At 43.9% G+C, this 12,545-nt stretch carries 13 protein-coding genes; 11 read left to right on the top strand and 2 right to left on the bottom strand.

Annotation, left to right across the window (positions count from 1 at the left end; translation table 11 throughout):
* Nucleotides 1–45 precede the first annotated feature (45 nt).
* From V6984_RS05845 to V6984_RS05860, 4 genes are read left to right on the top strand one after another with little or no spacing between them, the layout of a single operon-like run.
* Complete coding sequence (locus tag V6984_RS05845) at nucleotides 46–891, top strand: sugar ABC transporter permease (protein ID WP_342758842.1); 846 nt, start codon at nucleotides 46–48, stop codon at nucleotides 889–891.
* Nucleotides 891–1,736 (top strand): carbohydrate ABC transporter permease, encoded by an 846-nt coding sequence (locus V6984_RS05850; protein WP_342758843.1) that lies wholly within the window; start codon nucleotides 891–893, stop codon nucleotides 1,734–1,736. Before V6984_RS05845 ends, V6984_RS05850 begins: the two co-directional genes overlap by 1 nt.
* 11 nt (nucleotides 1,737–1,747) lie before the next feature.
* Entirely contained in the window at nucleotides 1,748–3,223 is a 1,476-nt protein-coding gene (gene malQ, locus V6984_RS05855) for a 4-alpha-glucanotransferase (protein WP_342758844.1), read from the top strand.
* A 37-nt stretch (nucleotides 3,224–3,260) separates the two neighbouring features.
* Nucleotides 3,261–4,301 (top strand): LacI family DNA-binding transcriptional regulator, encoded by a 1,041-nt coding sequence (locus V6984_RS05860; RefSeq protein ID WP_342758845.1) that lies wholly within the window; start codon nucleotides 3,261–3,263, stop codon nucleotides 4,299–4,301.
* Here V6984_RS05860 and V6984_RS05865 read toward each other — a convergent pair.
* Nucleotides 4,298–4,738: a CYTH domain-containing protein gene (locus tag V6984_RS05865; protein WP_342759946.1), complete on the bottom strand. Its 441-nt coding sequence runs from the start codon at nucleotides 4,736–4,738 to the stop codon at nucleotides 4,298–4,300. The genes V6984_RS05860 and V6984_RS05865 overlap by 4 nt on opposite strands.
* Nucleotides 4,739–4,978: 240 nt before the next feature.
* Between V6984_RS05865 and V6984_RS05870 the strand changes: the two genes are divergently transcribed.
* Nucleotides 4,979–5,254, top strand: coding sequence for a metal-sensing transcriptional repressor (locus V6984_RS05870; RefSeq protein WP_342759947.1), 276 nt, complete (start codon nucleotides 4,979–4,981; stop codon nucleotides 5,252–5,254).
* A gap of 177 nt (nucleotides 5,255–5,431) precedes the next feature.
* On the top strand, nucleotides 5,432–7,318 hold the full coding sequence (locus V6984_RS05875) for a cation-translocating P-type ATPase (RefSeq protein ID WP_342758846.1): 1,887 nt from the start codon (nucleotides 5,432–5,434) through the stop codon (nucleotides 7,316–7,318).
* Here the strand turns inward: V6984_RS05875 and V6984_RS05880 are convergent.
* The gene (locus V6984_RS05880) at nucleotides 7,313–8,290 is read right to left on the bottom strand and encodes an aromatic acid exporter family protein (RefSeq protein WP_342758847.1); all 978 of its coding nucleotides are present in this window, start codon (nucleotides 8,288–8,290) and stop codon (nucleotides 7,313–7,315) included. The genes V6984_RS05875 and V6984_RS05880 overlap by 6 nt on opposite strands.
* Before the next feature lie 181 nt (nucleotides 8,291–8,471).
* Between V6984_RS05880 and V6984_RS05885 the strand changes: the two genes are divergently transcribed.
* The 5 genes from V6984_RS05885 (at nucleotide 8,472) to tig (ending at nucleotide 12,419) form a co-directional block, all read left to right on the top strand.
* Nucleotides 8,472–9,023 carry a DJ-1 family glyoxalase III gene (locus tag V6984_RS05885; protein ID WP_342758848.1) on the top strand — a complete coding sequence of 184 codons (552 nt, stop codon included), beginning with the start codon at nucleotides 8,472–8,474 and terminating at the stop codon, nucleotides 9,021–9,023.
* Between the two features lie 26 nt (nucleotides 9,024–9,049).
* Complete coding sequence (locus tag V6984_RS05890; RefSeq protein WP_342758849.1) at nucleotides 9,050–9,463, top strand: CBS domain-containing protein; 414 nt, start codon at nucleotides 9,050–9,052, stop codon at nucleotides 9,461–9,463.
* A 24-nt stretch (nucleotides 9,464–9,487) separates the two neighbouring features.
* Nucleotides 9,488–10,513 (top strand): threonine aldolase family protein, encoded by a 1,026-nt coding sequence (locus V6984_RS05895; RefSeq protein WP_342758850.1) that lies wholly within the window; start codon nucleotides 9,488–9,490, stop codon nucleotides 10,511–10,513.
* A 193-nt stretch (nucleotides 10,514–10,706) separates the two neighbouring features.
* Entirely contained in the window at nucleotides 10,707–10,907 is a 201-nt protein-coding gene (locus V6984_RS05900; RefSeq protein WP_342758851.1) for an alpha/beta-type small acid-soluble spore protein, read from the top strand.
* Between the two features lie 225 nt (nucleotides 10,908–11,132).
* Entirely contained in the window at nucleotides 11,133–12,419 is a 1,287-nt protein-coding gene (gene tig / locus V6984_RS05905; protein WP_342758852.1) for a trigger factor, read from the top strand.
* The last annotated feature ends 126 nt before the right edge of the window (nucleotides 12,420–12,545 follow it).

Genomic DNA, 12,545 nt, shown 5'->3' on the forward strand with positions numbered 1-12,545 from the left:
CGGCTGCGGAGTGTTTTTCGAAATTTGCGAAGAGGAGGACGGACTATGGAAAAGACATTAAAAAAATATTTTTTGATATTTACCCTTCCTACGGTAATAGCCTTCGCGTTTGCTTTTATTATTCCCTTTGTGCAGGGGGTGTATTTATCTTTTTGTAAATTCACCACGGTAAGCAATGCGAAATGGGTAGGGTTTGATAATTACAAAACGGCCTTCTCCGGCGGGCAGGGATTTACAAGCGCTTTGGGCTTCACAGTGTCATTTACGGTAATCAGCGTATTGACGATCAATTTATTTGCATTTGCGATTGCGCTATTACTTACGAGAAAAATCAAAGGAACGAATATATTCAGAACTGTATTTTTTATGCCGAACTTAATCGGCGGTATTGTGCTTGGCTATACATGGCAGCAGATGATTAATGCTATTTTATATAAATATGAAACGACGATCGTATCCAATGCGACCTACGGTTTTTGGGGCTTAGTGCTCCTTATGAATTGGCAGATGATAGGCTATATGATGATCATCTACATCGCCGGCCTTCAAAATGTGCCGGGAGATTTGATAGAAGCAGCGAAGATTGACGGAGCGACGCCATGGCAGACCTTGATCAAGGTCAAAATCCCGATGGTAATGTCCTCCGTTACGATTTGTTTGTTCTTAACGCTGTCAAACAGCTTTAAGCTGTTCGATCAGAACAAGGCGCTTACTGACGGCGCGCCGATGAAAAAGACACAGATGCTTGCGCTGAACATTTACGAGACCTTCTATGGAAGGACCGGATATGAGGGTGTTGGTCAGGCGAAGGCAGTAGTATTTTTTATCATAGTAGCGCTCATTGCGTTAGTGCAGTTATCGTTTACGAGAAGTAAGGAGGTAGAGCATTGATGACATCGGCAAAAAGCAGATTTTCCAATAAAATATTTTTTGTGTTGTTAAGTGTTTTGACAGTCGCGATACTTTATCCGCTGCTGTTTATTTTAAATAACTCCTTTAAAGGGAAATTTTTCATCAGTAAGGACCCTTTTTCCCTTCCCGATTCGGAGACTTTTGTAGGGCTTACAAACTATGTGAACGGTTTGATCAAGACGGGACTTTTCAAGGCCATCGGCTGGTCGTTTTTCATTACGATCATTTCCGTCGGACTGATCATACTGTTCACCTCCATGACTGCATATTACATTACGAGGGTAAAGTCCAGGTATTCCACGATTCTGTATTATATGTTCGTGTTTTCCATGATCGTACCCTTCCAAATGGTCATGTTTACGATGACCAGCCTTGCGGATAAGTTTCATTTAAGAAACCCTCTGGGAATGTGCTTATTGTATCTTGGTTTCGGGGCGGGCTTGTCCGTATTCATGTTTGCGGGCTTTGTGAAATCCATTCCGTTAGAAATAGAAGAAGCGGCCATGATCGACGGCTGCAATCCGTTACAGACTTTTTTTGGAGTGGTATTTCCGATACTCAAGCCTACGGCGATCACGGTAGCCATTTTAAATGCGATGTGGATATGGAACGACTTCCTTCTGCCCTATTTGGTAATCGGTATCAGTACGCAGTATAAGACGATTCCGGTTGTAGTACAGATGCTCGTGGGCTCTAACGGGAATAAGGATATGGGAGCGCTCATGGCGATGCTGGTATTGTCGATTATTCCCATCGTTATATTCTATCTGACATGTCAGAAATACATTATCGAAGGCGTTGTAGCCGGAGCGGTGAAGGGTTAATGGGAGGAACTATGAGAAAAGGCGGCATTTTATTACCGGTATCGAGCATTCCGTCTAAGTACGGCATCGGTACGTTTTCCAGGCAGGCGTATGAGTTTGTCGATTTTTTGGAAAAGGCAGGGCAGAGATATTGGCAGATACTTCCTCTCGGTCCTACAGGGTACGGAGATTCTCCGTATCAATCCTTTTCCACTTTTGCAGGGAATCCGTATTATATAGATCTGGAGGCTCTCGTTAAGGAGGGATGGATTACCGAAGAGGACTGTAATGCATGCGATTTCGGAAGCGATGACATGTATGTGGATTATGAAAAAATCTACCTGTCGCGGTCGAAAATATTGAAAAAGGCATATAAGAAAAGCAAGATAGCTAAGAATGAGAAATTTCAGGAATTCAAGAAGGAGAATGCACACTGGCTCTTCGACTATGCACTTTATATGGCGGTAAAAAATTCCTTCAAGGGCGTAAGCTGGATAGAATGGGATGAGGATATCAAGCTGCGCAAGGCTTCCGCTATGAAGGCTTATGAGGAGAAATACGCGGAGGAAGTGGAATTCTATGAATTTCAGCAATTCCTTTTCGCGAAGCAGTGGTTTGCATTGAAGGAATATGCCAATAAGAAAAATATAAGTATTGTAGGAGATATTCCTATCTATGTAGCTTTTGACAGTGCGGATACATGGGCTAACCCGGAACTGTTTCAGTTGGATGGCACTTGTACTCCTATCGGGGTGGCAGGCTGTCCGCCGGACGCTTTTTCCGCTACCGGTCAATTGTGGGGAAACCCTCTCTATGAATGGAAATACCACCAAAAAACAGACTATGAATGGTGGATGCGCCGAATCACCTATTGTTATGTGCTTTATGATGTAGTAAGGATTGACCATTTCAGGGGATTCGACGAATATTATGCCATTCCCTACGGCGATCCGACCGCAGAGTTCGGAGAGTGGAAGAAGGGGCCGGGCTACGACATTTTCAAGGTCATGAAAGCTAAGCTTGGCAACAAATCGGTGATTGCAGAGGATCTGGGCTTCCTTACGCCAAGTGTCATCAAGCTGGTAAATAAGACCGGCTATCCGGGGATGAAGATTTTACAGTTTGCCTTCGATTCGAGAGAGGAAAGCGACTATCTTCCTCATAACTACACGAACAATTCCGTAGTCTATACGGGAACTCACGATAACGATACGACAGTAGGCTGGTATACCACCTTTAACAGAAGAGATAAGAACTTTGCCAAGCGATATTTAAACATAAAGACGAAAAAGGATATTCATTGGGATTTTATCCGCGCCGCGTTAGCCAGCGTTGCGGACACGGCGATCATTCCGGTTCAGGATTATCTTGGCCTTGGCTCGGAGGCGAGAATCAATACGCCCTCCACCTTGGGGGATAATTGGAAATGGCGGCTGCTTCCGGGTCAGCTTGACGATGAGCTGGCGGAAAGAATCCGGAAGATAACAAAGCTATACGGAAGAATTTAAATGACGGGGATATAGGAAAAATATGGAGGGATGTATCATGCCTGAAATTACTATTAAGGATATTGCAAAGCAGTGCGGAGTAGGCATCAGTACGGTTTCCAGAGCTATCAATAATCATCCGGACATTAATCCCGAGACGAAGAACATGATTATGGATGTGATAAAGGCTACGGGTTTTGTTCCGAATAACAGCGCGAGGAATTTGAAAAGAATCGATGCAAAAAGCATTGCGGTGCTCGTAAAGGGTATTACGAATCCGCTTTTTTCCGATATGATCAAGGTAATTGAAGAAGAGACGCAGAAGAAAAAGTATTCTCTCGTACTTAAGCATGTAGAGTATTACGAGGACGAGGTGGATGTTGCCTTAGAGCTGGTGAAGGAAAAAAGGCTTCGTGGAATCATTTTCCTGGGAGGCTATTTCTTCCATTCGCAGGAGAAGATCGAGAACCTTACGGTACCTTACATATTCAGTACTATAGGAACTGCTGTGCCGGAGAATATCAGCAGAGTGTTATATTCCAGCATAGCGGTGGACGATAGAAAGGAAAGCTATGTCATGACCGCTCATCTTATCGGTCTTGGACATCGGAATGTAGCGATTCTGTCGGCAGAGTCCGAAATTAACAGTATCGGACAGCTTCGGTTGGAGGGGTACAGGGATGCTCTTTCGGAGGCAGGCATCGCCTTCAATGAGAAACTTGTGCGCCGGGTGGAGGATGACATCGAGCATTATTCCATGGAAAACGGATATATTACGGCGAAAAAGCTCATCGAATCCGGTGAAAAATTTACCGCAATATTCGCCACCGCGGATATGCTGGCGGTGGGAGCATGCAGGGCTCTTTTGGAAGCGGGCATGAGAATCCCGGAAGATGTCTCCGTCGCAGGATATGACGGCATAGACGTAGGGAAATATTATAATCCGGCAATTACTACCATCAAACAGCCGGTTAAGGAGATGGCAAAGACTACCATCAAGCTGCTGTTCGACATCATTGCCGGACGGAAATCCTATGAACACATTGTATTTCCGGCAGAGCTGATCGTGCGGGAATCCACTGGACCGGCGAAGGGCTAAATCAAGTTGGAATTATGGTATCTATGGTCATAGGTCACATCCTCGCCGAACCATTCGGGAGGGAGAAAAGACTCCGCTTCCTCCACCGTGGAGAACTCTACTTCGGCAATAACGAGGGGAGCGTGCGGCTCGTCAAAGATGTCCAGCTCGATGGTAAGTGAAGAACCGCCTGCGGGAATCAAATATCTTCGTTTGGATATCGTATTGCCGTCGCATTTTTCGAGCAGATGATAATAGGATTCTTTGTTTAAAGGCAGGTTGTATTCCTCTCTTGCAAAGAGTCCTTTTCCTTTATAGGTCAGATAATATTCCTCGTCCTGTTTTCTGATCCGGATGACGGGATCTACGTTAAGATAAGCCTGCTCTATATGGTGAGACGGATAAGAACTGAGGTTATCGGGCAATTCTTTTATTGTGAACTTTCTTTCGATTTCCATGCCGTTCATTATGGTGTTTTTTCCTTTCTTAGGGATAGTAATTTTATTATACTATGTCCTGTCTGTAAATGGAAAGCAGCTTATTGACAATTTCTCCGATTTATTCCATAATATTTTGTACAGATACCCCTAAGGGTATGAGAAAGGTATGGTTATTAGTGTGAAAAATGAATTTTTCACACGCAAATTTGTGCCTGCGGCCCAAAGTTTGCAGGCTATGAGAGAGGCATGGTTATTAATATGAAACAGTGTATGGATTCCGATAATCTGCATCGGCGCCTGAGCAAGATCGTTGGTCAGGTACAGGCAATTGACAGAATGGTGGACGAGGATGTTCCCTGTGAAGACATACTTTCACAAATCAATGCGGCGAAATCTGCTCTCCATAAAGTTGGACAAGTGGTTTTAGAGGGTCATATTAACCATTGTGTAAAGGATGGAATCGAGCACGGCGATGCCGACAAGACGATAGCGAGTTTTACAAAAGCGGTGGAACGTTTTGCCAATATGACTTAATCGATCGGAGAGAAAAACCGGCCCAAGTGAAGGGGCCGGTTTTTTAATGAGTCTAATATAGAAATAATTCACGAAACATGCTGTATGTTTGGTATTCTCTTGACAATGTATACCCCTATGGGTATAATATGTACCAATACCCCTATAGGTATATAGCAATATAAGAGGAGGACATATATGATGAAAAAGATAGAAGAACTGTTAGAATGGGGAGGCGTAAAAAAGGATATTACATCGTTGATAATTTCCGCCCTTGCGCTATTGGCCAGTCTTTTGGATTTCAACCCGTTTCCCTTCCCTGTCGTCTGGATTGCCATTATTTTATGCGGCGTACCGATTATTTTAGAGGCACTCTTGGGACTGATAACGGCTTTTGACATAAAGGCGGACGTGCTTGTTTCCATAGCATTGATCGCATCTATCGTTATCGGAGAGACCTTTGCGGCAGGAGAGGTCGCTTTTATTATGCAGCTGGGTGCGCTGCTGGAGAATCTGACTGTAGCGAAGGCGAGAGCGGGAATTGAGAAACTGGTTCGTTTAACACCCAGGACGGCAAGAAAAATAATAGATTGTAAAGAGCAGACCGTTCCGGCAGAACTGGTACATGTGGGCGACATTCTGCGGGTTCTCCCGGGAGAGACTATTCCGGTGGACGGACGCATCAGGTCCGGACAGACATCGATAAATCAAGCCGTCATGACAGGGGAATCTCTTCCTGTGGATAAAGGAGCCGGGGACTTTGTATCCAGCGGCACGGTCAATCAGTTCGGTTCTTTTGATATGGAAGCCACAAAGGTGGGCGAAGACAGCTCCATTCAGCGAATGATACGCCTCGTACAGTCTGCCGCTGCCGGGAAAGCGAAAATTGTAGGCGTTGCGGATCGGTGGGCAACATGGATCGTTATAATCGCACTGACCGCGGCGGGCCTTACGTGGCTCATAAGCGGCGAGATCATACGTGCCGTAACGATACTGGTTGTTTTCTGTCCCTGTGCCCTCGTCCTGGCAACACCCACGGCAATTATGGCGGCGATTGGGAATGCGACAAGGCATGGCTTTCTCGTCCGGGAAGGAGATGCCTTGGAGCGGCTGGCTGGCGTAGAGCGCATTACTTTCGATAAAACCGGCACTCTCACCTATGGACAGCCTCAGGTAGTGGCGGTCCACAGCTTTAAGGAAGACCTTCCCGAAGAGGAATTATATCTATGTTCTGCCAGCGCAGAGCAGCACTCCGAGCATCCTTTGGGCAAAGCTGTGGTACGCTCATACAAAAGCACATTTAAGAGGGAACTTTATGAGGCGCAGCGATTCCATATGCTTCCGGGCAGGGGAGTGCAGGCTTTGATAGACGGAAGAGAAATCACTGCCGGTAATCCGAAGCTGTTTTCCGAGAAGCAAATAGGCATCGGAGATAATATGCTAAAAAAAGCGGAAGAATACTTAAATGATGGCTGTACGGTTATATTTGTTGCCATACAGAACGAGACTGCCGGAATTATCGCGCTGGCCGATACCTTGAGGCAAGACGCCGTAACGACGATGGCGGAAGTAAAGAAAACAGGCGTTATACCGGTGCTCCTGACCGGAGACAATGAAAATGCGGCGGGTCATATCGCAAGGCAGCTTCATATCGATGAAGTACATTTTGGCTGCTTGCCGGAAGATAAACTGAAATGGATCGATAGCTATCAGAAAAACCAAAAGCAGGTTTGCATGATAGGAGACGGAATCAACGACGCTCCTGCCTTGAAAAGGTCCTATGTGGGGATTGCAATGGGTGGAAGCGGCAGCGATATTGCGGTGGAAGCGGCCGATATTGCTCTCATAAACGACGAAATCAAGGAGCTTCCTCATCTGCTCAGGCTGTCTAAGCGCATGATGCTTACGATAAAGTGTAATCTTACCTTTTCTATGGCTCTAAACTTTATCGCCGTCGTCCTTGCAATTGCCGGAATATTGAATCCGGTAGCGGGTGCGCTCGTACATAATGCAGGCTCCGTTATAGTCATAGTTAACTCTACATTATTGTTAAAGTGGAAGAAAAGAAACGGAATATTATTATAATGCAGTTTTCCAATAATTTTTCTTTTGTTCACTTGAGAGAGAAGCAGCAAAATCTTGCTTGATTTGCAGAAAATATTCGAAATCCTTTAAGAGCATATAGAGTACTGCTCTGGATTCAAATTCCTGCCGTGTAGAGGGCAAATCACTCGCCTGAAATTTTTGGAATAACGTCTTGCATTCCAAAAGCAAAGCAGCAGCGTTATTGGTTTCTTCTAAACTTATTCCAATATGGTCAATAAAATCCGCAATATCTTTTGCTTGTTCAGGGACATGATCCAGTGTCTTAATTTTCTGGTAAATATTCCGGAGTACTTGACATTGCTGCTTTCGCATCTGCATGTAATCGATGAAATACTTTGTATCCCTGGTAAGAGTATTATTCATATTATCATAGGCATCCTTCAGGCCTTTTTCAATATGAGATTCGAGAGTGTGGAAGCATTCGCCGGTATAATCCTCCTTTGATTCTTTTAAAAGATTTTCAGACATTATGGATAATACTGTTCTTAAATCTGACTCTAATACAGTCTGTGTGTTTCTTATGTGTTTTACCTTATCCGGCATAAAGAGATTAAGAAGTGTTCCGATACCTGCTCCGATGAATAATAAGAGAAATTCGTTCCCAATAAGAGAAAGCGGCATATGGTAGGAAACTAAATAATGAGTAGCAAGAACTGCATTCATTGCAATAGCGTCCTGTAATTGAAACGTATAACAAACCCATACGAATACAAGGAGAAAAAGTCCAAAAGAAATTGCATGATACCCAATTAAGTTAAAAAGACCAAAGGAAAGTAAAGTTGCAATGCAAAAAGCCACAATTCTTTTTAAAGAAATGTATATGGTCTCTCTGGTGGTATCCTGAATGGTAAGGAGTGTAATAATTCCCGCAGCAGTGCTGTATTCCAGTTTTAACAAGTTTGCTAATATAATTGCCAGTGCACCGCCGATTGCTATTTTAAATATTTTCATGCAGATCACTTCCTTCCTAAATATAATTATTCTAGTAGATAAGATGCTATTTTGCAATATATCCTGTGATTTTGAGAAAAATAGACGACTTTAAAAAAATAGAAAGGAGTGGTAAAATGGATATGGCATAAATATACCAAGTCCGTTTTTGGTAAAATAAAGCGGGCGGAAAGGAAATGAAATGGATAAAGTATGTGTATTTTTCGCGACGGGATTTGAGGAAATAGAAGCTCTGACTGCAGTGGACCTATTGCGGAGGGCAGGAATCGGTACGGAGTTGGTTTCCATAACCGGAGAAATGGAAGTGATGGGTTCTCATGGAATCGCTGTAAAGATGGATAAATTATTTGAAGACGTGGATTTTAGCGAGGTTACGATGCTCATCCTTCCGGGAGGCGCCGGAACGAAGCATCTGGAGGCGCACATGTCATTGATGAATCAGGTGGATATTTTTTATAAGGAAGGCAAGGATATTGCCGCAATTTGTGCGGCGCCCAGTATTTTAGGGCACAGAGGCATGCTGAAGGGAAAGAATGCTTGTTCCTTTCCCGACTATGAAAGCCACCTTGAGGGCGCTAACGTAACGAAAAATCCGGTTGAAATCGCAGATAATATCATAACCTCCAGAGGTATGGGATGTTCCATAGACTTCGGACTTGCCATAGTGAAAAAGCTGCGGGGAGAAGATACGGCAAAGGCGCTCGCGGATAAAATAGTTTACGGACATTATTAACAGATACGGCTTCTGGAGAAAAATTTATGAATATATTATTTTTTTTGACACCCAAGAAAGAGGTCGCTTATATTTATGATGATGATACTCTCCGTCAGACATTAGAAAAGATGGAGCATCACAGATATACCGCGATACCGGTTATCGACCATATGAACGGGAAATACATAGGAACGATAACGGAGGGGGACTTGCTTTGGGATATGAAGGAGCGGTATGATCTGACTCTCAAAGAGGCAGAGGATGTCCCCATTCATTCCATAAAGAGAAAGAGGGATAATGAGCCGGTGGAAGCGGATGCCGATATCGAAGACCTTATAAGCAAGGTCATGAACCAGAACTTCGTGCCGGTCATCGATGGTAGCCAGTGTTTCATCGGAATTATTACAAGAAAAGATGTAATACAGTACTTGACGGAAAAGTGCGGATTAAATAAATAATCATAGGAAGAAGGAAAAAAGGTAATGCTTCATTTTGACAGCGATTATATGGAAGGCGCGCATCCGGCGATCATGGAGAGGCTTATGGACACCAATATGGAACAGACGTCTGGCTATGGAACGGATGAATATTGTGATAGTGCGAAGAAAAAGATAAAAAGAGCCTGCAATGCTCCGGAAGCGGAAGTTTTTTTCCTTATGGGAGGAACTCAGACCAACAGGGTGGCAATTGATGGGATATTGCGGGTTTACGAAGGAGTTCTGGCTGCCGAATGCGGACATATCAGTGTTCATGAATCCGGGGCGATAGAAGCGGGCGGCCATAAAGTGCTGACGCTGCCGCATGAGAAGGGTAAGCTTAAGGCGAAGACGGTGGAGGATTATCTGGAGCAGTTTTATCAGGATGCGAACTGGCCTCATATGGTGATACCGGGAATGCTGTATGTGACTCATCCCACAGAATACGGAGCTATTTATACGAAGGCGGAGTTGGAAGGATTACATGAGGTCTGCCAAAAATATAATATTCCAATGTATATCGACGGCGCAAGGTTAGGCTACGGACTGGCGGCGGAGAATACGGATGTGACGCTTAGTGATATCGCAGAGTGCTGCGAAGCATTTTATATCGGAGGCACAAAGGTGGGAGCTCTCTTCGGAGAGGCGCTGGTATTCACTAAGCCGAAGCTGGTTTCCCATTTTTTCACCACTATTAAGCAGCATGGCGGGCTGCTGGCTAAGGGAAGACTTCTGGGGCTGCAGTTCGATACTCTTTTCTCGGATGATTTGTATATAAAGATTTCCCGCAATGCCATCGAAAAGGCCCTCGAATTGAAGGCGGGGCTTAAGGAAAAAGGCTATGAACTGTTCTTCGAGTCGCCTACCAACCAGCAGTTTCTTATTATGGAAAATAAAAAAATTGAAGAATTAAAGGAAAAAGTATCCTTCGGCTTCTGGGAAGTTTATGACGAAAAGCATACGGTAGTCCGCATCGCCACGGGTTGGGCGACGGAAAGTACGGATATCAGGGCTCTGTTAAAATTACTATAAATAATTGAATTATTTTACCAAAACTTACCTTCATAATTAATTCATCTTCGTAAATACTAACATCAAGATAAGTAATTAAGTTCGTGCTTGGTTCAGATACGGAAACGCATTTGAGATAAGCAGTGAACAGAGGTTGCTTATCTCAAATATAGATAGCGGAAAGCTAGAAACAGTAAAGTGGAGGTGAATTAAGATGGCAAGTAGCAAGTCTAATAGAGTAGAGGTTCCAGAAGCTAAGGCAGCTATGGATCGCTTTAAAACGGAAGTTGCTTCTGAATTAGGCGTTAACCTGAAAGAGGGTTACAATGGTGATTTGACGTCTAAGGATGCTGGTTCTATCGGCGGCGAGATGGTTAAAAGAATGATCAGAAAGCAAGAAGAGCAGATGAAATAACGTAAAGAAGCAAGAAGTGCCAATAAGAAATATCGATAAGAGGTAAAGACGACCCGCCTGAATTTCAGGCGGGTTGTTTTTACGAATAAATGCTGGTATTTTTAGAATCGATGTGATATAATCGTAAAATGACTGTGATTGTGTATGAGGCACACTTTTGTTCCAAAAGTCAGTGGATTAATGGACATGACCATTTATATAATATAAGTAGGAGGAAATCACTTAATGAGCTTACAAGTAGAAAAATTAGAAAAGAACATGGCAAAACTTACGGTAGAAGTTTCTGCTGAAGAATTGGAAAAGGCGATAGAGGGCGCTTACAAAAAGAATAGGAACAGCATCAGCATTCCTGGCTTTAGAAAGGGCAAAGTACCTCGTCCGATGGTGGAAAAGATGTACGGTAAGGAGATTTTCTACGAAGATGCTGCTAATGCATTGATTCCGGAGGCATATGAGAAGGCATTCGACGAGTGTGAGGAAGAAATCGTATCCTCTCCTAAGATCGAGGTAGTACAGATCGAAGCCGGAAAGCCTTTTATCTTCACGGCAGAGGTCGCTTTGAAGCCGGAAATAAAGCTTGGTAAATACAAAGGTGTAAAGATAGATAAGGTGGATGCAGAGGTTACCGAGGAAGAAGTAACTGCGGAAATCGATAAGGAAAGAGAAAGAAACGCAAGAAATATCAACGTAACCGACAGAACGGTAAAAGACGGCGACATGACAGTTATCGATTTCGAGGGCTTTGTAGATGATGTAGCTTTCGAAGGCGGCAAGGGAGAGAACTATCCTCTGACCATCGGATCGGGTGCATTTATCCCCGGCTTCGAGGAGCAGCTTGTCGGAGCAGAAATCGGCAAAGAGTTGGAAGTAAACGTTACCTTCCCCGAGGATTATCAGGCGGAAGAGCTGAAAGGGAAAGCTGCCGTATTCAAATGCACGGTAAAAGAAATTAAAGAAAAAGAGCTGCCTGAACTGGACGATGAATTCGCAGGAGAAGTATCCGAATTCGAAACCTTGGCAGAATACAAGGAAGATGTAAAGAAGAATCTTGCGGAGAAAAAGGAAAAGGATGCCAAGAATGCCAAAGAAGAAGCGGTAATCGATGCGATTATCAACGATTCCGATATGGAGATTCCTGAGGCTATGATTGTTACACAGCAGAGACAGACAGTGGACGATTTCGCGCAGAGAATCCAGACACAGGGTCTTTCCATGGAGCAGTACTTCCAGTTTACGGGCTCTAACTACGAGATGCTTTTAGAGCAGGTTAAGCCTCAGGCGGAGAAGAGAATCAAATCCAGACTGGTGCTTGAAGCCGTAGTGGCGAAGGAGAATATCGAAGTTTCTGAGGAAGAATACGTCAAGGAGACGGAGAGAATGGCCGAGGTATATCAGATGGAAGCCGAAAAGGTAAGAGAGATGCTCGGTGAGAAGGAAAAAGCTCAGGTTATGAAGGATCTCGCTATTCAGAAGGCAGTAGATTTCGTCGTAGAAAATGCGAAGGAAAAATAAAGGATAAAAACTTTATAAAACAATTAAAATTCTCTTAATTCAGTGCCTGTTTTATTGCAAAAACAAATCGTGTGAATTATGATTAAAACATCTCTGACAGAGAAATAACGGATCAGGCTAGGAGGA

Origin of the sequence: Kineothrix sp. IPX-CK (genome assembly GCF_039134705.1) — a bacterium.
In the GTDB taxonomy this organism is placed as follows: domain Bacteria; phylum Bacillota; class Clostridia; order Lachnospirales; family Lachnospiraceae; genus Kineothrix; species Kineothrix sedimenti.